Raw genomic sequence first — 19500 nt, 5'->3', positions numbered from 1 at the left:
TCGTTGAATCAGGCGCTCGAGACACGCTCGCTGCTGTTACTTCGGCCTGGGTATTCGGGGGCCGGAGCGAAGCGCAGGGAGGGGGCGAAGCGCCCCTGCAAAGCGGGAGTCCGAATTGACTGAGACCGCACTTCCACTGATCTTTGCCGCGTGGCTAATTGCTCGTGCACCGCAGGAGCTAATTCGCGCTTTGCAAAGCTGTCTTCAATTGGTGTCTAATTGAAGGAAATTCAGTGAGCAAGAAAACTAAAAAGAAGTGCACATTGTGTTCCTTTTGAATGGGATTGATCGAAGGCCGATCCAGGCAAAACCAAGCCCTCCCTCAGGACCCCATGGGACTCACCGATGCCAGCGTCGGATCGAAGTCCGCCTCCACGCGCCCCACATCCGGCACCCGTGGATAGCGCAGCACGCGGTAGCCGGCCTCCACCAGCAGCGCCTCGCGGTCCAGGTCGCGCTGCGACTTGCCCTTGCTGCTCTTGTCGCCGCCGAACGCGACCACGGCCACGACCTTGAACGAGCGATCGCAGACGACGAAGTCGGCGATCTTTCGGCTGAACGAGCTTCGCGCCGCGCGCGTGCGGGCCGTGAGCAATGCACCGAAGCTGACCTGCGGCAACACCACGAGGTCCGGCAGCGTCTGCACGAGCCGGTTGTACATGGCCTGCTCGCGCGCCGTGAGCGGCGGGCGTGCCTTGGGCTTGTCGACGAAACCGCTGCTGTTTTGCGCTGACCTCTTTTTTGCGACCGCTGCGAGCACAAGCAGTCCGATGGCCAGCAAAAAGATTATGAATAGGAACGTATTCATCTCTGCTTCTCCTTCAGCGCAGAGTCTCGCACGAGGCGCCGGCGCCCTCTTTTTGGCGTTTTCCCGGGCCTGCCGTTGCGGCGAATCCGGCCCTCAACGGAGCGTATGGAAGCTCACCATTTGCCATCCTTCGGAATGGCCTGGGGGTCGGCCTTGGCGCCGGCCGCAGCAGCAATCAGCTGCGCAGCCTCCGGGCGGTTGGCCTTGTTCGCAAAGTCGACGGCCGTCATGCCGAGCTGGTTCTTCATGGTGGTGTCCGCGCCTTCGGCCAGCAGGAGCTTCACAGCCTCGGTCGAGCCGTACATCGCGGCCATCATGAGCGGCGTGGTGCCGTTGGGCGATTGCGCGTCGATGAAGGCGTAGTTGTCCAGCAGCACCTTCATGATGCTCAGCTGGCCGCTGCTGGCGGCGTAATGCAGCGGTGTCCAGCCGGTCTTGTTGACGGCGGCGTCGCGCTTGAGCAGCTGCGTGACCACGTCCTGCTGGCCCTTGATGGCGGCCAGCATCAGCGGGGTTTCGTCCTTGGCGTTGGCCAGGTCGACGTCGGTCTGCGGCGATTCGAGCAGCACCTGGACCACCTTGGGCGACGGTTCACGCAGCGCAATGATCAGGCCGGTCTGGCCGTGCTCGTCGCGCGTGTTGGGGTCGAAACCGCGGTTCAACAGGGTGCGCACGCCGCTCGCGTTGTCTCCGCGCACGGCCCGGAAGAAATCTTCGAACGAGCCCGCGTGCGCGGCAAAAGTTGTTGCTGCGACAGCAAGATACAAGAACTTCTTGATGTATTTCTTCATATTTCTTTGACGCCCTTGAACAGCGTTTCGAAGTTGTTGCTGGTGGCCTCGGCCACGGCTTCGAGCGGTAGCTTGCGCAGTTCGGCGATCTGCTTGGCCACAAAGGGCACGTAGGACGGATTGTTGGTCTTGCCGCGGTACGGCACCGGCGCCAGGTACGGGCTGTCGGTTTCGATCAGCATGCGGTCGAGCGGCACGAAGGCCGCCACGTCGCGCAGGTCCTGCGCCTTCTTGAAGGTCAGGATGCCCGAAAAGGAAATATAGAAGCCCAGGTCGAGCGCCGCGCGTGCCACTTCGGCGGTTTCGGTGAAGCAATGGAACACGCCGCCCGCAGCCTTGCCGGCGCCGTCTTCGCCCTCCTCCTTGAGGATGGCCAGCGTGTCGGCCGAGGCTTCGCGCGTGTGGATGACCAGCGGCATGCGGGTTTGCTGCGCGGCGCGGATGTGCACGCGGAAGCGGTCGCGCTGCCACTCCATGTCGGCAATGCTGCGCCCGCCCTTGCGCTCTTCCATCTGGTAGTAGTCGAGCCCGGTTTCGCCGATGGCCACCACGCGGGGCAAGGCCGCGCGGCGCACCAGGTCCTCCACCGTGGGCTCGGCGATGTCCTCGTTGTCGGGGTGCACGCCCACGCTCGCCCAGAAGTTGTCGTAGCGCGCGGCCAGCGCCTGCACGTCGTCGAACTCCTCGAGCTTGGTGCAGATGCACAAGGCCCGGTCGACCTGCGCCTCGGCCATGGCGGCGCGGATTTGCGGCATCTGGTCCGCGAACTCGGGAAAAGTGAGGTGGCAGTGGGAATCGGTGAACATGGCTTGTCAGGGAGCGGCGGCTGGTCCCCATTCCAGAAATACCGCGGAACCGGCTCTGCCGGGCCGCTGGTATTGCCCCCGGTAGGGGGTGGGCGTAGCGACACGAAGTGCGCGCAGCCTGGGGGCGAGCTAAATGGTTTGTGTCGGGCGGTCGGAGGCCATCGAGCCGCCGAGCGCCGCTTCGATGCGGGCCTTGAGCTGGCGCGATTTCTCGTCCGAAGGAAAGCGGATGCCCACGCCTGGTGCCCGGTTGCCCGCGGCGCGCTGCGGCGTGATCCATGCAACCTTGCCGGCCACCGGATAGCGCTGCGGGTCTTCGGGAAGCGTCAGCAGCACGTAGACATCGTCGCCCAGCCGGTATTCGCGCGTGGTCGGAATGAAGATGCCGCCTTCGGCAAAGAGCGGAATGTAGGCGGCATAGAGCGCGCCCTTTTCCTTGATGGCGAGTTGGATCACGCTCGGCCGTTGAGGCGCCGGTGCGGCGGGTGCGGGTGCGGCTGGTTGGTTCATGGGCGGCGAGCAGCAGAGTTTAGGGTGGTTCGCGCTTCGCTCACAAGCGCTTCCAGCATCAGGCCCGCATTGAAGGGGTGTTCGGCGGTCCTGGCCGCATTCGCGAGCGACTTCGACCAGCGCGCGAGCGCCAGGTGCGAAGGCGCCGCGGACGGCAGGTCGGCGGCATCGAAGAAACGCGGTGCGGCGCCGCTGCCGACGGCCATCAGGTCGTGGCAGAGCTTCTGCAGCGAGCCGATGGCCTGCGAGGGCGACTGGTCCGCAAGCGCCGCCACCTCACCGCGCGAAACGGCCTTGGGCAAGAGCGACCAGGCCTTGGGCGACTGGCCGGAGCGCGCGAGCCGCAGCGCATCGCTGGGGCGTCCACCGGCGGCGCGCAGCAATGCGGTGGCATCGGCGGCGGGCACGTCTTGAGCGGCCAGCCAGGCTTCGGCTTCGGCCGTCTCGGGCCAGGGCAGCGTGAAGCCCAGGCAACGGCTGCGGATGGTCGGCAGCAACTGCCAGGCCGCCTCGCTGGCCAGCACGAAGCGGACATCGCCGACCGGCTCCTCGAGCGTCTTGAGCAGCGCATTGGCGGTGATGGTGTTCATGCGCTCGGCCGGATACACCAGCACCACCTTGCCGCGGCCGCGGGCGCTGGTGCGCTGGGCAAAGCCGACGGCGTCGCGCATGGCTTCGACGCGGATCTCGCGGCTGGGCTTGCGCTTCTTGTCGTCGATGTCGGCCTGCGCCTTTTCGTCGAGCGGCCAGCCCAGCTCCTGCATGGCCACCTCGGGCATCAGCACGCAAAGGTCGGCATGGGTGCGCACCTCGATGGCATGGCAGCTCGGGCAATGGCCGCAGGCGGTGCCGCCCTCCTCCTTGTTGGGCTGTTCGCACAGCCAGGCCGCGGCAAGCGCGAGCGCGAGTTCGTATTGGCCCAGGCCCGAAGGCCCCTGCAGCAGCCAGGCATGGCCGCGCTGGCGCAGCAGTTCCGCGAGCGGCCGATGCAGCCAGGGCGAGAGCGCGGGCGTGCTCATCGCGGCGCTCCACTTGAAGGTGCCAGCGCGCCGCGTGCGGCGAGCGCCGTCTCCACCTGTTGCCAGACCTGGTCGCGCGTCTGGCTGGCGTCGATGCGCACGAAGCGCTGCGCATCGGCCGCCGCGCGGGCCGCGTAGCCCGCCGCCACGCGCCGGAAGAATTCGACCGGCTGCGATTCGAACTTGTCGGGCAGGCGCGCGCCCGCCAGCCGCTCGGCGGCGATCTCGGGCGCCAGGTCGAACCAGAGCGTGATGTGGGGCTGAAGCAGCCCCGCCGCTCCCCTGCCCCCCTGCACCCATTGCTCCAGCGTCGACAGCACCTGCGTATCGAAATCGCGGCCCGCGCCCTGGTAGGCGAAGGTGGCGTCGGTGAAGCGGTCGCACAGCACCACGTCGCCGCGCGCCAGCGCCGGCTCGATGACCCGCAGCACGTGGTCACGCCGCGCCGCGAACACCAGCAGCGATTCGGTCAGCGGGTCCATCGCCTGTTCGAGGACGAGCCCGCGCAGGGTTTCGGCCAGTGGCGTGCCGCCGGGCTCGCGCGTGCGCACGACCGTGCGGCCGCGGGCCTTGAAGAGCGCCTCCATCGCGTCGAGATGGCTCGACTTGCCGGCGCCATCGATGCCCTCGAGCGTCAGAAACAAGCCGTCACTCATTGCGCAACTTTCGGTTTGGGTTCGGTGCCGCCGCGCTGGTAGCGGTTGACCGCGCGGTTGTGATCGTCGAGCGAACTGCTGAACTGGCTGGTGCCGTCGCCGCGCGACACGAAGTACAGCGACTTGCTCTGCGCCGGCTGCACCGCCGCCAGCAGCGCCGCCTTGCCCGGCATGGCGATGGGCGTGGGCGGCAGGCCGCCGCGGGTGTAGGTGTTCCAGGGCGTGTCGGCCAGCAGGTCCTTCTTGCGCAGGTTGCCGTCGAACGCGGTGCCCAGGCCGTAGATCACGGTCGGGTCGGTCTGCAGCGGCATGCCGGCACGCAGCCGGTTGACGAAGACAGCGGCGATCTCGGAGCGGTCCTTGGCTTTTCCTGTCTCCTTTTCGACAATGCTGGCCAGGATCAGCGCCTGATCCGCCGACTGGATCGGCAAATCGGCCGCCCGAGCCGCCCATGCCGCTTCGAGCTTCTTGTCCATCGCCCGCATGGCGCGCTGCAGCAGCGCGATGTCGGTCGAGCCCTTCGAGTAGGTATAGGTGTCGGGGAAGAAGCGGCCTTCAGGATGCACGCCGGGCCGGCCCAGCTTGGCCATCAGTGCATCGTCGGGCAGGCCGATGGTTTCGGGCTTGAGCTGTTCGGCCTTGGCGAGCGCGGCGCGCACCTGCCGGATGTTCCAGCCTTCGACCAGCACGAGGCTGCGGGTGGCTTCCTCGCCGCGCACCAGCACGTTGAGCAGCATCTTGGGCGTGATGCCGCGCTCCAGTTCGTAGCTGCCGGCGCGGATCTGGCGGTCCTGTCCCGAAATGCGGAACCAGAAATAGAGCATCTGCGGCTGCACGTCGGTGCCGGTATCGGCCACCGCCTGCGCGACGCCGCGCGGCGTGGTGCCGGGCTCCACGGAAAGATCGACGCTGGGCGCGGGCAGCTTGAGCGGCTGGTGCACCCACCAGAGGCCAGCGGCGCCGAGGCCGAGCGCAGCCAGGGCGGCGAGCAGGAAAAGCGTGAGAAAGAAGCGGCGCACGGGTCCGATGATTTAGCGGAGAGAAGAAAACGAATCAGCACGAAAAGCCGGTGGCCCTGCGGGAACCGGGGCGGGATTCCCTGCGGACCCGACGGAACGGCTCCGACCATGATAATTCAGCGATGACTACTGTCGTTCTCAATGGTGTTACCGCTCTTTCCGGCCTTGGCGTGATCCGCGCCGAGGGGCCCGATGCCGCCAGCTTCCTGCATGGCCAGCTCACCCAGGATTTCGCGCTGCTGGGCGCCACCGAGGCCCGCCTGGCCGCGCTTTGCACCGCCAAGGGCCGCGTGATCGCCAGCTTCGTCGGCATCCGGCCGCAGCCCGAACTGGTGCTGCTGGTGTGCAGCCGCGACATCCTGGCCGCCACGCTCAAGCGCCTGTCGATGTACGTGCTGCGCGCCAAGGCCAGGCTCACAGATGCCACGGAGCAATTCGCGCTGTACGGCCTTGCCGGCACCGCGCTGGCCGCCAACGGGCTCGATGCCGCCGCCCTGCCCGGCCAGCGCACTGCCATCGGCCAAGACATCAGCGCGGTGTCGCTCTACCCGGCCGACGGCGTGCCGCGCGCGATGTGGATCGCGCCCGCCGGCAGCCCGGCGCCTGCCGGTCCGGCGCTCGATGCGCAGCTGTGGCAGTGGAGCGAGGTCCGCAGCGGCATCGTGACCGTGACCACGCCGGTGGTCGAGGCCTTCGTGCCGCAGATGATCAACTACGAATCCGTGGGCGGCGTGAACTTCAAGAAGGGCTGCTACCCGGGCCAGGAAATCGTGGCGCGCAGCCAGTTCCGCGGCACCCTGAAGCGGCGCACCTACCTCGTGCAGGCCGATGCGCCTCTGAGCGCGGGGCAGGAGGTGTTCGCGGCCGGCGACGCCGAGCAGCCCGTGGGCACGGTGGCGCAGGCCGCGCCGGCGCCCGGCGGCGGCTGGGCCGCGCTGATCTCGATCCAGATCTCGGCGCTCGAGACCGGCGGCCTGCATGCGGGCAGCGCCGACGGGCCGGCGCTCAGGGTCGAGCCGCTGCCGTATCCGCTGCTCGAAGACATCTAGACGCAACTGGACCGAAGAAACGGACGCCCGGCGCCGCCCCGAAAGAGGCGGCGCCATTTTTTTGCGCGCGTTTAACCCTGCCGCCGGTGCTGCTGCGTAGAAGCCTTACCGATCCACTCCTGGCAAGGAAAGACATCATGAAGCGCAGACTCCTCTTCTCGACCGCCCTCGCATGGACCGCGCTGGGCGTGCTGCCGGCTTGCGCCGAAAGCCCGGTGCGGCCCCTGCCCTCGCTTTCGCCACCTTCGACCTTCAACCGCATCGGTTCGCTGATGCAGCTCAGCGTGATCGATCGCGCGAGCGGCCGCGAACTGCCCATCTACCGCCACCGCGGCGAATACTGGGTGGCCGGCCGGCCCGGCACGCGCTACGCGATCCGCGCGCGCAATGCGATGGGTGAACGCGTCATGGCCGTGATGTCGGTGGACGGCATCAACATCGTGACCGGCGAGACCGCGGGCGTGCTGCAGAACGGCTATGTGTTTTCCGGCGGCGAGGGCAGCGACATCACGGGCTGGCGCAAGAGCGATTCGCAGATCGCAGCCTTCGAATTCACCTCCATCGGCAATTCGTATGCAAACCGCACCGGCCGGCCGGACGACGTCGGCGTGATCGGCGTTGCGATGTTCCGCGAGCGCGCGCCCGAGCCGCCTCCCGCGCCGCCCATCGCCTTTCCGCGCCGCGACGGCAGCGCCCGCGAGATGGAGCGCCGCAGCGGGGCGCCATCGGCCGCGTCCGAAGCCGCACCGGCCGAACCTGCCGCGCAGGCCCGCTCGGCCGACAGCGCGCTGGGCGCCGAGGCGGCCGCGTCGGCAAAGGGAAGCCTGGCCCGGCCAGCGCCGCCCAGCCCGAGCCTGGGCACCGCCCACGGCCGGCGCGAGACCTCGCACGTCGGCCACACCAGCTTCGAGCGCGCGCGGCCCACGCCCGACGAGGTGGTGCGCATCCGCTACGACAGCCGCGAGAACCTCATCGCCGCGGGCGTGATTCCGGCGCCGCCGCCCGCGCGCTGGCCGCGTCCCGAAGGCCCGTCCGCCTTTCCAGGTTCGGAGATGGGCTACGTGCCCGATCCGCCGGCGCGCTACTGAGCCCTGTCGAGCGCTGCGTGCTCAGGCCAGCGTGCGGCGCATCTCGATGTGCGGGATGCCGGCTTCCTCGAAGGGCTCGCCGTGCACGGCATAGCCCAGGCGCGCATAGAAGCGCTCCGCGCTGCGCTGGGCATGCAAGCCGATCTCGCGGTCGCCGCGCGCCTTGGCTGCGGCTTCCAGCGCCTGCATCACGGCGGCGCCGTGGCCGCCGCTGCGCAGCGCGCGGTGCACGGCCATGCGGCCGAGCATGGCCGTGCCGTCGACCGCATCGAGCAGCCGGCCGGTCGCAATCACCTGGCCGAGCCGGTTGCGGACCACCGCGTGCAGCACGATGGCATCGTGCGCGTCCCACTCCAGTTCCTTGGGGATGTTCTGCTCCTCGATGAAGACCGCGCGGCGCAGCGCGCCCGCGCCTTCGCCCAGGGTTTTCCAGTCGCCTGTTTCCACCGTGCGCATCGGCTCGCCGGCCTCGAAGCCCGTGAGGATTTCGCGCAAGGCCGCCGGCACCGGCTTCGAGGTCTGCGTGGCCGGGTCGGCAAACACATAGACGAGTTCGCAGCCCACCAGGTACTGGTCCTGCCGGAACAGCGCGCCTTCGAAGACGATGGACGAGTTGCCGATGCGCGCGCATTTCATGGCCACGTCGATCACGTCGTCCATGCGCGCCGAGGCGCGAAAGTCGACCGTGGCCTTGCGCACGTACAGGTCGCCGCCCAGCGCATGCATCGCTTCTTCGTATGGCAGCGCGAGCGCGCGCCAATAGTCGGCAACTGCGGTGTCGAAGTACATCAGGTAGTGCGCGTTGAATACGATCTTCTGCATGTCGACTTCGGCCCAGCGCACGCGCAGGCGGTGAAAGAAGCGGAAGTCTTTTCTCTGGGGCATGGTCTTGTCGTTCATGGGTTCAGTGCGTCCTTGAGTGCACGGGCCGCGTCGTCCTGCGCCTGCAGCGCCTCGGGGATGGCGCGGCCCATTTTCAGAAATTCGTGGATCACGCCGCGGTAGATTTCCAGGTCGACCGCCACCCCCGCGGCACGGAGCTTGTCGGCGTAGGCAATGCCCTCGTCCACCACCGGATCGCATTCGGCCAGGCCGATCCATGCGGGCGCCACGCCGTCGACGTCGTCGGCCAGGAGCGGCGCAAAGCGCCAGTCGTCGCGGTCGGCCGGCGTGCGCACGTACTGGCCGAAGAAATAGTCGATCAGCGCCTTGGTGAGCAGCGGGCCATGGGCGTAGCGCCGGTGCGAGGCCGTGTCCTGGTGCGCCGCGGTGCCGGGATAGATGAGCATCTGCAGCGCGAGCGGCAGGCCCGCGTCGCGCGCGAGAATCGCGCACACCGCGGCCAGCGTGCCGCCGGCGCTGTCGCCGCCCACGGCCAGGCGCTCGATGTCGACGCCGACGCGGCCGCCTTCATGGGCGAGAAACGCGAAGGCATCCCATGCGTCGTTCGATGCCGTCGGAAACTTGAACGCGGGCGCCAGCCGATAGTCGACCGACACCACCGCGCAGCCGCTCTTGCTGCTCAGCACGCGGCACAGCGTGTCATGCGTGCGGATGTTGCCGACCGTGAAGCCGCCGCCATGAAAATACACCAGCGCCGGCAGCACCGCCGTTGCCGACGGCGCGTAGAGCCGCGCCGGAATCGCGAAGCCATCGCGCGCCGGAATCGTGAAGTCGTCGACGCGCTCCAGCGCGGGCTTTTGCACTTCGAGCACGCCCGCGCCTTTTTCGTAGGAGGCCTTGGCCTCGTCGGGCGTGAGCTGGTCGAGCGAGGGATGGCCGGCCCGTGCCATGCGCTCGACCACGCCGGCCATCTTCGCGGTGAGCGGAGGCTGCCATGTACCGGGCGCGACATCGGCAAGGGTTTTATTCATGTGCAAGACTGTCCCTGCTTGTTAGATTTGGGTGGTCTGCAATCGTACTGCCCCAGGCAAACCCACCTCATGGCCCTCATCCAATACCTCACCCAGATCCAGTTCGAATTCGGCGCCATCAAGCTGCTGTCCAGCGAATGCGCGCGCATCGGCATCAACCGGCCGCTGATCGTGACCGATGCGGGCGTGCGCGCGGCCGGCGTGCTGCAGAAGGCGCTCGATGCCATTGCCGACCTCGAGGTGGCGGTGTTCGACCAGACGCCGTCCAACCCCACCGAGGCCGCCGTGCGCGCAGCCGTCGAGCTGTACCGCAGCGGCCGCTGCGACGGCCTCATCGCCGTGGGCGGCGGCTCCGCCATCGACTGCGCCAAGGGCGTGGCGATTGCCGCCACGCACGAAGGCCCGCTCAAGACCTACGCCACCATCGAAGGCGGCTCGCCCAAGATCACCGACCGCGCAGTGCCGCTCATTGCGGTGCCCACCACCAGCGGCACCGGCAGCGAGGTGGCGCGCGGCGCCATCGTGATCGTCGACGACCACCGCAAGCTCGGCTTCCACAGCTGGTTCCTGATGCCCAAGGCCGCCATCTGCGACCCCGAGCTCACGCTCGGCCTGCCGCCCCGGCTCACCGCCGCCACCGGCATGGACGCGATTGCGCACTGCATGGAAACCTTCATGTCAGCCGCCTTCAATCCGCCGGCCGACGGCATCGGCCTGGACGGCCTGGAGCGCGCCTGGCTGCACATCGAGCGTGCCACCAAGGACGGCAGCGACCGCGAGGCGCGCCTCAATCTCATGAGCGCGTCGATGCAGGGCGCCATGGCGTTCCAGAAGGGCCTGGGCTGCGTGCACTCGCTGAGCCACAGCCTGGGCGGCGTCGATCCGCGCCTGCACCACGGCACGCTCAACGCCCTCTTCCTGCCGGCCGTGATCCATTTCAACGCCGGTGCCGAGTCTGTGCAGAAGGAGCAGCGGCTGCAGCGCATGGCGCGGGCCATGCACCTCGATTCACCCGGCGATCTCGGCGACGCGATCCGCGACATGAACGCGCGCCTCGGCCTGCCCAAGGGCCTGGCCGAAGTGGGCGTCACCCCCGCCCTGTTCGAACAGATCATCGACGGCGCCATGGCCGACCACTGCCACAAGACCAACCCGCGGCTGGCTTCGCGCGACGACTACAAGGCGATGCTTGAGGCCTCGATGTAAGGGGCTGTCCATTTGGGGCAGGTTGGGCGCAGTTGTTCGGGGCGCGATCACGCCGACGGGGGACATTCGCGGAGGGGAGTACCCGGTGATCTGTGCACGCGCCCCGAACAACAGCGCCCCAAACTAGGGAAGGTCTGATCAAGAGCACGTTTCTTGCATGAGGGCTGAACCCTGCAAAGGAGCAAGAGCGATGAGCCAGATCAGTTTTGCGGATGCCGAGCAAGCGGGCAAGAGGAAGAAGACAAGGCGCGAAGTCTTCCTTGGCGAGATGGAACTGGTGGTGCCGTGGAAGGCGCTGCTCAAGGTCATCGAACCTCACTACCCAGTGGCAGGCCGAGGCCGTCGACCCTACCCGTTGCAAGCCATGCTGCGCGTGCACCTGATGCAGAACTGGTTCGCCCTGAGCGACCCGGCGATGGAAGAAGCGCTGTATGAGATCGCCTCGCTGCGCACGTTCGCCGGACTCGGTCTGGAGGCCATCCCCGATGAGACGACCATCCTGAACTTCCGCCACCTGCTGGAAGCCAGCGATCTGGCCGAAGACATCTTCAAGCAGGTCAACGCCCACCTGGCCAGGAAGGGGCTGCTGCTGAAGAGAGGTTCCATTGTCGATGCCACGATCATCTCGGCGCCCAGTTCCACCAAGAACGAGAGCGGCGAGCGAGACCCTGAGATGCACCAGACGAAGAAGGGAAACCAATGGCACTTCGGGATGAAGGCGCACATCGGTGTGGATGCGGACTCGGGGCTGGTTCACACGGTGACGACCACTGCGGCCAACGAGGCCGACGTGGAACAGGTGGGCGACCTGCTTCACGGCAAAGAGGACGCCGTATGGGCAGACTCGGGCTACCGGGGAGCGCAGAGCCGTGTGAAGCGGGGTGTGCAATGGCACATCGCGGGCCGACCCAGCGACATGGCGAAGATGCCAGAGGGCCGCGCCAAGGACAGGGCACGCAAGTTGGAGTATCAGAAGGCGAGCATCCGCGCGAAGGTGGAGCACCCGTTCCGGGTGATCAAGCGGCTGTTCGGGCTCGTGAAGGTGAGGTTCAAGGGACTGGCCAAGAACACGGCGCATGTGATCACGCTGTTTGCGCTGTCGAACCTGTGGATGGCCCGCAGAAAGCTGATTGCGATGCTGGAGCAGGTGCGTCCGCAAACAGTCTGAGGGCGCTGGATGAGGGGCAGGTCTTGTCGCTTCGGGGCATCCGGCGATGCGGTTCATCACCATGCACACCATTGGCCCTCAGCGCACGCCAATTTGTGACCTGTTCAGACCTTCCCTAGAGCACACGTCATGTATATGACATAAGGAATTTCTAGACTGGCATTCGAAGGCTTCGCATCCGCAGAAGCCCCAAGGGCCAGGGAAATTTCGAATGCCACGTACCGTCCAGGTTCACACCGTACTCAACGCCGAGCAGCTGAAGTTCCGCGCGATGCGGGGACAGGAAGGCCTCTCGCAGCTGTTCGAGTTCGAGGTCGACATGGTCAGCCCGAGCTTCAACCTCGACCTGAAGAAGCTGCTGGGCACTTCGCTCACGCTCGAACTGCAGGACGAAGGCGCATCGCGCTTTCTCAACGGCACCGTGGTGCGCTTCGAGCTCGTTGGCCGCGCCAACGAAACCGGCCGCCACTACGTCTACCGCGCGCTGGTGCAGCCCTGGCTCTGGTACCTCACGCGCACCACCGACTGCCGCATCTTCCAGAACATGAGCGTGCCCGACGTGCTCGACGAAGTGCTCGGCAAATACGGCTTCGAATACGAGAAGCGCCTCACCGGCAGCTACCGCCCCTGGGAATACTGCGTGCAGTACCAGGAGAGCGACTTCGCCTTCGTGTGCCGCCTCATGGAGCACGAGGGCATCGCCTACCACTTCGAGCACCGCAACGGCTCGCACCTGCTGGTGCTGGCCGACGACATCGGCGGCTATAGCACCCTGCCGGGCCATGCCACCATTGCCTACCGTCCGCGCGACCGCGTGGTGAACGCCATGGAGCCCTGCATCGACCAGTGGCGCATCTCGGAGCAGATCACCTCGGGCCGCGTGATGCTCGACGACTTCGACTTCAGGAAGTCGCGCGCGTCGCTCCAGAGCGTGCAGCAGGATCCGAAGGGCCACGACCATTCGAGCTACGAAGTCTATGAATGGCTGGGCGGCTACAGCGAGAACGACCAGGGCGACAGCTACGCGAAGATCCGCCTGCAGGAGCTGCAGTGCGCGCACGAGTTGGCCACGGGCCACACCAACGTGGCGGGCATGGCGCCGGGCTACCTGTTCCAGATGACGCACTGCCCCCGCGAGGCCGACAACCGCGAATACCTTGTCACGCAGACCCGCTACGACCTGCAGGAGCCCGAGTACTCCACCGGCGGCACGGCCGAATCGGTGTGCGAGTTCGACTTCACCGTACTGCCTTCCAGCGTGCCCTACCGCCCCGCGCGCAAGACGCCCAAGCCGCGCACCAACGGCCCGCAGACCGCCACCGTGGTCGGTCCCGAAGAGATCTGGACCGATCGCTTCGGCCGCGTGAAACTGCAGTTCCGCTGGGACCGCTACGGCCAGTCGGACGAGAACAGCTCGTGCTGGGTGCGCGTGTCGAGCAACTGGGCCGGCGCCAACTACGGCACCATGCACATGCCGCGCGTGGGCCAGGAAGTGATCGTCGATTTCATCGGCGGCGAACCCGACCGCCCCATCATCACCGGCCGCGTCTACAACAACGACCAGATGCCGCCGTGGGAACTTCCGGCCAACGCCACGGCCAGCGGCATCCTCACGCGATCGAGCACGGGCGGCGCGGCCAACCAGGCCAACATGCTGCGCTTCGAGGACCGCAGCGGCGCCGAGCAGATCCTGCTGCACGCCGAGCGCAACCTCGACGTCGAGGTGGAAGCCGACGAAACGCACACCACCGGCGGCACCCGCACCACGGTCATCAAGGGCCACGAGTCGGCCACCTACCAGAGCGGCGAGACGCGCGACATCACCGCGGGCGCGAAAGAAACCATCACCGGCGGCGACACGCGCGACGTGACCGGCGGCTTCAGCGAAACGGTCAGCGGCGGCGTCACGCAGACCATTTCGGGCGGCAAGAAGCGCACGCTCAGCGGCGGGCTGAACGACACCATCAGCGGCGGCGTCAACCTTGCGATCACCGGCGGCTTCCACGGCACCATCGATGGAAAGGAGATCCGCTTCGTGAGCGGCGGACGCAATGACACCATCGACACCTCGAACACCGTGCTGGTCAACGGCCCATCGAACACCACGGTGACCGGCCCGACGGTGCACACCTCCCCGGATGTGACCTTCAACACGACGAACCACATCCACAACACGACGCAGCACGTCATCAACACCAGCGTCTACAACACGACGTCCAACACCTACAACAACCTGACGGTCAACTACACCAACAACTCCATCTCCTACACCAACAACTACTCCAAGAGCAGCGACTGGAGGTGGTTCCGCCTGGGCGGCACCGGCCTGAACATGGACGTGTCGGGCATTTCGCTGGGCGTGGTGGCCGTGCGTTCGATGGCCATCGGCGTGCAGGCGCAGGCCATCGGCGTGAAGCTGGAGGCTGTGGGCGCGGAGTGGAAGAACAAGGCAATGTCGCTGGGGGATGCCGGTGCGCTCATCCAGCTCGTGGGCACGGAGATCAAGACGGGCGGCCTGCGCGCCGGCATCCAGGCGCTCAAGATCCTGCTCTGAAGCGTGGAAAACGTGCTCGAGATCGTGCTGTGGGGGGTATTCGGCATCGTCAGCCTGGGCGTGATCGTGCTCGCCGCAATCGTGCTCGCGGTGTCGCTGATGAGCCATCGCGCCTATGCCGAGGAAGGCCGTCTGTGGCAGCAGCTGCAGGCCAGCGGGCGTCCGCTGCAGGGCGTCGCGGTTTCCCTGGTGCGCTCGCCCAGCGGCTACTCCCGTCGCGGCCCCGTCGGGCAGCGCATGACAGCCGTGCAGCTCGGCGTCGCCTACGTCGATGCCGACGGCATCGAGCAGCAAACCACCTTGCGCACGCTCATCGACGAGGACCTGCTGGCCCATTTTTCCGCGGGCCGGCCCGACATTCATCTACTGCAGGACCCGCAAGACCCGTCGCGACTGGCCATCGACCGCAGGCACACCCCGCTGGCGATCCGCGGCGCAAGGCGCTGATCCCGCCGTGAAGACCATCAAACCCCTGCGCCTGAGCGTCCTGACGCGACCCTTCCTGCGCGCGCAAAGCCAGCGTCTCGCACTCACCGTGATCGGCATGCACACCCTCGGCGAAGGGGGCGTGCTGCTGCCGGAGACGGAGCTCTGGAAGACCGTCTCTGCCGAACTGGGAAACCAGTCCGCGATCGATCTCGGCATTCCCAAGCTGCGGCCCGAGTTCCTGGTGAGCGGCCAGGCCTACACCTGCCACCAGCAGGACAAGACACGCTGCGCGGTCGACTTGCGCGTCGGCACCTTGCGACGACAGTTCCTCGTTTCGGGCGACCGCTACTGGCTGGATGGCCGCGCCACCGAGCCGCAGGTTTTCGACACCATGCGCCTGGACTGGCGACACGCGTTCGGTGGCCCCGGCTTTGCCGCCAACCCCGCGGGCATCGGGTACGCACCCGAGATGGTCAATGGCCTGCTGGTGCAGCGGCTTCCCAACGTCGAACGCCCGGGCGATGGCATGGACCGCCCCGACCGGCAACCGGTCCCGGCCTGCCCGGGTGCAATGGACGTCGATCTGCCCGAACGCCTGAAGCTGCTGGGAACGGACTACGGCGACCAGTGGCGCGAGACGCTCTACCCCGGCTTCGCGCGCGACATGGACTGGCAGTTCTTCAACGCCGCGGCTCCGGAACAACGCTGGAACGACGAACTGTCCATCCCCGCTGCCGCGCCCTACGAGATCTGGAACATGCACCCAGAGCATGCGGTGCTGCGCGGACGGCTTCCGGATCTGCGCGCGCGCGGCTTCGTGGCGAGAAAGTCTGCGCGGCCCCTTGCGCTGGAAGAGGTGCCGCTGCGGCTGACCACCGCCTGGTTCTTCCCGCACATGGCGCAGGTCATGCTGATCTTTCACGGCGAGACGCTCATCGCCGAGGACGATGCCGCGGATATCACGCATGTCATGCCGGCGATGGAGGCGGCAGACAGCCCGCTGCGCCCCCTCTCCCACTACGAGAAGGTCTTGGAGAATCGCTGCAACCTGGAGAAAGGCGCGATCCACGCGCTCCTCGACGAGGAACTGCTGCCGGCCTCGGCCATCGGCCCCTGGCTGGACCAGATCGACGCGCGCGAATCGATCCTGGCAAGGAACATCAAGGACAAGGGCGAGCGCCTGCGCGCCGAACTGACGGCGCGCGGCCTGGAGGCCGGCCGCAAGGCGCGCCATTTCCGGGAACGGCCCCTGCCGAAGCCTTTCGACAAGATGCCCACGCTGGCCGAACTGCCCGAGTTCATCGACAAGACACGCGCCTACCAGCGCGAACAGGAACGCAAGCTGGACGAAGCCAGGCAGGAGGTCGCGAAGGCGGCCCGGGACAACGCATCCGAGTCGCGCAAGGCGGGCTTCGACAGCAGCCGGATCACCGACGAGGAAAGCCAGAACGCGCAGCTCAAGGGCCCGCCGAAATTCGAGGCCGAGACGATCGTCGAGGGCCTGGCCGGCATCGCCGCGGCCACGGGCACCCCGGCCATGAGCGCCGCCGAGCACGCCGAGCTGCAGGCCCTCGGGCAGCGGGGCCGGCAGGACATGCTGACGCTGTACCGCATGGCGGCCCACCACCAGGCCGCTGCCGATCCGATGGCTGCCGAACAGAATGCGCAGACGCGCGAACGCGTGCTCGCCGCCATGGCCGCGAACCGCGACCTGTCCGCCATGGATCTGACGGGCTGCGACCTGTCGGGCCTCGATCTGCGGGGCGCCCGCATGCACCAGACCTTGCTCGAAGGCGCCCGCCTCCAGGGCACCCGCCTGGATGGCGCCGACCTGAGCCAATCGGTGCTGGTGCGCGCCGACCTGCGCCAGGCCTCGTTGACGGGCTGCAACCTGGAGCGTGCCAACCTCAGCCTCGCGCGCTGCGAAAACACCAACTTCGCGCAGGCCCGCTTCGAGCGCACGCAGATGGAAAAGCTGCGCCTCGACGGCTGCTGTCTCGACGAAGCGAGGTGGAGCCACCTGTTGCTGCAGGGGATCGAACTCGCGGATTGCAGCCTGCGGCGCGCCGACCTCCGCTACGTGAGCATGGCCGAACACTGCCGGCTGGCGCGCTGCGACTTCGGCGAGGCACGCCTGGAAAAGGTGCTGTTCGTGCAGGCCGAGTTCGAGTCGGTGGATTTTTCCGGCGCCACCGTCGAAGCCTGCAGCTGGGCCCACACGCCGCTGCACAAGGGCATCCGGTTTCGGCGTGCCCTGCTCAAGACCACCAGCTTCGTCGGCACCACGGATCTTCGCGAGGCCGACTTCGAGGATGCCACGCTGGTGCATTGCACCCTGCGCGAGCTGCCTCTCGATGGCGCGAACTTCAGGCGGGCTACGCTCGATACCTGCGATTTCTCCTCCGCGTCGCTCAAGGGCGCGGACCTGCGCGCGGCGGCGGCGCCCGACAGCCTCTTCATCCGCGCCGATTTCACGCGTGCCTCCCTGCGGCTCGCCAATCTCATGAATGCCAACCTTCAGAAGGCCTGCCTGGTCGATGCCGACCTGGGCGAGGCCAACCTGTTCCGTGCCGATGTCTCCCAGATCCTCATCACCCCAGGCACGATCACCCTGGGTGCCCACATCGACCAGATGAAGACACTGCCCCGGGGCCCCGAGGCGGGCGGCGCGTGAATGCCGAGACGCTGGCAGCCCAGGTCCGCAACGGCGAGCCGATCCGCGAGAAGGACTTCAGCAACATGGACATGAGGGGCATCGACCTGCGCGGCGGCGTGTTCAGCGAATGCAGCTTCCGGGGCGTTCAGGCCGATGCCGCGCGGCTGGGCGAATCCCTCTTCGAGAAATGCCGCTTCGACCAGGCGCAGTTGCCTGCGGCGGAGCTGACGCGCGCCGCCTTCCACGAGTGCAGCCTGCAGGATGCGGTGCTGGATGCGGCCTCCATGCCGCATTCGGTGTTCAGCGGCTGCACGCTGCGGGGCATTCGGCTGGAAGAGGCCTTCATGGACCAGGCGAACTTCCATCAAAGCGAGCTGCGCAACGCCTGCCTGGACCGTGCCAGCCTCGACAAGGCCGTGTTCTCCGAGTGCGACTTGACCGGCGCGTCCTTCCATGCGGTGGCCTTCTCGTCGACCATCTTCTTTCGCGCAGCGCTGACGGGCACGCGCTACGCCGGAGCCAGCTTCACGAACGCGATTTTCAGCGAGGCGGATCTTGCGGGGCAGGACTTCTCCGGGCAGCAGTTCCACCTCTGCCAGTTCATCGATGCGGTGCTGGCGGCGTGCCGATTCGGCGATGCGCGCCTCACGCAGTGCAACTTCAAGGGTGCCGACCTGCGCAATGCGGTGCTGGCGGGGGCGCAGGCCATGCAGTGCCTGTTTCCCGAGGCCGACCTGCGCGGCGTCGATGCGCGGCGCGGCCACTTCCAGCAGAGCATCTGGGTCGACGCCCATCTCGACGGCGCAGACTTCTCGCAGGCGCAGCTCGAGCAAGGCGTCTTCCATCGCGCGCACTGCGGGCAGACCGCATTCGCCGGCAGCCGCCTGGACTACGCCGATTTTTCCTACGCCTCGCTGGTCCAGGCCGACTTCCGCGATGCCGCTTTCCTGCGCACCGTGTTTCATCGCGCCGACCTGGACGGCGCCAGGTTCAGTACCCGCCTGGGTACGCTGGACCGGGACCCTGCGCTGCACGAAGCCGAGAAGGTGGCGCTCCAGCAGACCGAGCGCCCATCCCGCCTGGACCGCGACATCCATGGCCGCCGCCCCAAGAAAGGAAGCCCATGACCTCCACCCGGACCACCGCCGGCGACACGATCGCCACTGCACGCCATGCAACGCAAGGCGTGCTGGATCCGCTCATGCAGCGCCCTTCGCATGCGGCCCGCGCGGACTCCGGCACGCGGACCGCCACGGTGATCGCCAGCGATGGCGATCCCTGGTTCGAGGTCGACCTCGACGATGGCCAGGGATCGCTGCGCTGCCGGCGCGTCGCCAGCTGCCTGCTGCTGCCTGCGCCGGGCGATACGGTGCTGATCACCTCGACCCGCCAGGGCGACAGCTTCGTCATCGCGGTGGTCGCCCAGGCCGACCCGCGGCAGGCGACGCTGGCCGTGGACGGCGACCTGACGCTGGTGTCGCGCTCGGGTGGCATCCGCGCGCGCAGCGCCGGCCCGATGGCGCTGGAGTCGGACACATCGATCGCCATGCAGTCGCCCGAGTGGCGCGCGCAGGCCCGGCGGGCCCATTGCGAGATCGGGGAGATGGACTACCAGGGCACCCGCATCCGCTTCAGCGTGCTGGTGTCGCGCTTCGTCGGGCGCACCTGCGAGGTGGTGCTGGATCGCCTCAACCTGCTCACCCGCTCGAGCTTCCGCCTGACCGAGGAGATGGAACAGGTGCGGGCCGGCCAGATCGACATTCAGGCCGAGCAGACCTTGCGCCTGCATTCGAAGAACACGCTGCTGACCAGCAAGGGGCTGGTCAAAGTCGATGCCGAGCAGATCCACATGGGCTGAAAGAAGGAA

18 protein-coding genes are annotated in these 19500 nt (G+C 67.4%); 9 read left to right on the top strand and 9 right to left on the bottom strand.

What is annotated here, in order from left to right; genetic code table 11:
* Positions 1 to 322: 322 nt before the first annotated feature.
* The 7 genes from RZE77_RS13960 to mltG all read right to left on the bottom strand — a co-directional run bounded on the left by RZE77_RS13960 (position 323) and on the right by mltG (position 5609).
* Positions 323 to 808, bottom strand: a complete 486-nt coding sequence (locus RZE77_RS13960; protein WP_018905827.1) for a DUF2726 domain-containing protein — start codon at positions 806 to 808, stop codon at positions 323 to 325.
* A gap of 113 nt (positions 809 to 921) precedes the next feature.
* Positions 922 to 1599: an ankyrin repeat domain-containing protein gene (locus RZE77_RS13955; RefSeq protein ID WP_319437992.1), complete on the bottom strand. Its 678-nt coding sequence runs from the start codon at positions 1597 to 1599 to the stop codon at positions 922 to 924.
* Entirely contained in the window at positions 1596 to 2405 is an 810-nt protein-coding gene (locus tag RZE77_RS13950) for a TatD family hydrolase (protein WP_319437991.1), read from the bottom strand. Before RZE77_RS13950 ends, RZE77_RS13955 begins: the two co-directional genes overlap by 4 nt.
* 129 nt (positions 2406 to 2534) lie before the next feature.
* Positions 2535 to 2915, bottom strand: coding sequence for a PilZ domain-containing protein (locus RZE77_RS13945; RefSeq protein ID WP_012747958.1), 381 nt, complete (start codon positions 2913 to 2915; stop codon positions 2535 to 2537).
* Positions 2912 to 3934 (bottom strand): DNA polymerase III subunit delta', encoded by a 1023-nt coding sequence (locus tag RZE77_RS13940; protein ID WP_319432649.1) that lies wholly within the window; start codon positions 3932 to 3934, stop codon positions 2912 to 2914. The genes RZE77_RS13945 and RZE77_RS13940 overlap by 4 nt, the downstream gene beginning before the upstream one ends.
* Positions 3931 to 4590: a dTMP kinase gene (gene tmk, locus RZE77_RS13935; RefSeq protein ID WP_319437990.1), complete on the bottom strand. Its 660-nt coding sequence runs from the start codon at positions 4588 to 4590 to the stop codon at positions 3931 to 3933. Before tmk ends, RZE77_RS13940 begins: the two co-directional genes overlap by 4 nt.
* Positions 4587 to 5609: an endolytic transglycosylase MltG gene (mltG, locus tag RZE77_RS13930; RefSeq protein WP_319432645.1), complete on the bottom strand. Its 1023-nt coding sequence runs from the start codon at positions 5607 to 5609 to the stop codon at positions 4587 to 4589. Before mltG ends, tmk begins: the two co-directional genes overlap by 4 nt.
* Positions 5610 to 5731: 122 nt before the next feature.
* Between mltG and ygfZ the strand changes: the two genes are divergently transcribed.
* Positions 5732 to 6658 carry a CAF17-like 4Fe-4S cluster assembly/insertion protein YgfZ gene (gene ygfZ, locus RZE77_RS13925; protein WP_319437989.1) on the top strand — a complete coding sequence of 309 codons (927 nt, stop codon included), beginning with the start codon at positions 5732 to 5734 and terminating at the stop codon, positions 6656 to 6658.
* A gap of 137 nt (positions 6659 to 6795) precedes the next feature.
* A complete protein-coding gene (locus tag RZE77_RS13920; protein WP_319437988.1) occupies positions 6796 to 7746 on the top strand; it encodes a hypothetical protein in 951 nt (316 codons plus the stop codon).
* A 21-nt stretch (positions 7747 to 7767) separates the two neighbouring features.
* On the opposite strand, the gene RZE77_RS13915 is transcribed toward RZE77_RS13920, so the two are convergent.
* Positions 7768 to 8646 carry a YbgC/FadM family acyl-CoA thioesterase gene (locus RZE77_RS13915; RefSeq protein WP_319437987.1) on the bottom strand — a complete coding sequence of 293 codons (879 nt, stop codon included), beginning with the start codon at positions 8644 to 8646 and terminating at the stop codon, positions 7768 to 7770.
* A complete protein-coding gene (locus RZE77_RS13910; protein ID WP_319437986.1) occupies positions 8643 to 9620 on the bottom strand; it encodes an alpha/beta hydrolase in 978 nt (325 codons plus the stop codon). Before RZE77_RS13910 ends, RZE77_RS13915 begins: the two co-directional genes overlap by 4 nt.
* A gap of 69 nt (positions 9621 to 9689) precedes the next feature.
* Between RZE77_RS13910 and RZE77_RS13905 the strand changes: the two genes are divergently transcribed.
* From RZE77_RS13905 to RZE77_RS13875, 7 genes are all read left to right on the top strand, one after another.
* Complete coding sequence (locus RZE77_RS13905; RefSeq protein WP_018905837.1) at positions 9690 to 10826, top strand: iron-containing alcohol dehydrogenase; 1137 nt, start codon at positions 9690 to 9692, stop codon at positions 10824 to 10826.
* A gap of 190 nt (positions 10827 to 11016) precedes the next feature.
* Positions 11017 to 11994, top strand: a complete 978-nt coding sequence (locus tag RZE77_RS13900; protein WP_319437985.1) for an IS5 family transposase — start codon at positions 11017 to 11019, stop codon at positions 11992 to 11994.
* A gap of 211 nt (positions 11995 to 12205) precedes the next feature.
* Positions 12206 to 14548: a type VI secretion system Vgr family protein gene (locus tag RZE77_RS13895; RefSeq protein ID WP_319437984.1), complete on the top strand. Its 2343-nt coding sequence runs from the start codon at positions 12206 to 12208 to the stop codon at positions 14546 to 14548.
* Positions 14549 to 14551: 3 nt separating this feature from the next.
* The gene (locus tag RZE77_RS13890; protein WP_319437983.1) at positions 14552 to 14995 is read left to right on the top strand and encodes a hypothetical protein; all 444 of its coding nucleotides are present in this window, start codon (positions 14552 to 14554) and stop codon (positions 14993 to 14995) included.
* 7 nt (positions 14996 to 15002) lie between these two features.
* Positions 15003 to 17651: a DUF2169 family type VI secretion system accessory protein gene (locus tag RZE77_RS13885; RefSeq protein ID WP_319437982.1), complete on the top strand. Its 2649-nt coding sequence runs from the start codon at positions 15003 to 15005 to the stop codon at positions 17649 to 17651.
* Positions 17648 to 18760 carry a pentapeptide repeat-containing protein gene (locus RZE77_RS13880; RefSeq protein WP_319437981.1) on the top strand — a complete coding sequence of 371 codons (1113 nt, stop codon included), beginning with the start codon at positions 17648 to 17650 and terminating at the stop codon, positions 18758 to 18760. Before RZE77_RS13885 ends, RZE77_RS13880 begins: the two co-directional genes overlap by 4 nt.
* Positions 18757 to 19491 carry a DUF3540 domain-containing protein gene (locus RZE77_RS13875; RefSeq protein ID WP_319437980.1) on the top strand — a complete coding sequence of 245 codons (735 nt, stop codon included), beginning with the start codon at positions 18757 to 18759 and terminating at the stop codon, positions 19489 to 19491. The genes RZE77_RS13880 and RZE77_RS13875 overlap by 4 nt, the downstream gene beginning before the upstream one ends.
* The last annotated feature ends 9 nt before the right edge of the window (positions 19492 to 19500 follow it).

It is taken from the genome of Variovorax sp. SPNA7, assembly GCF_033807855.1.
Taxonomy (GTDB): Bacteria; Pseudomonadota; Gammaproteobacteria; order Burkholderiales; family Burkholderiaceae_C; genus Variovorax; species Variovorax beijingensis.
Note: the sequence above shows the minus strand (reverse complement) of the source record. Positions and strands in the feature narration are given on the sequence as shown.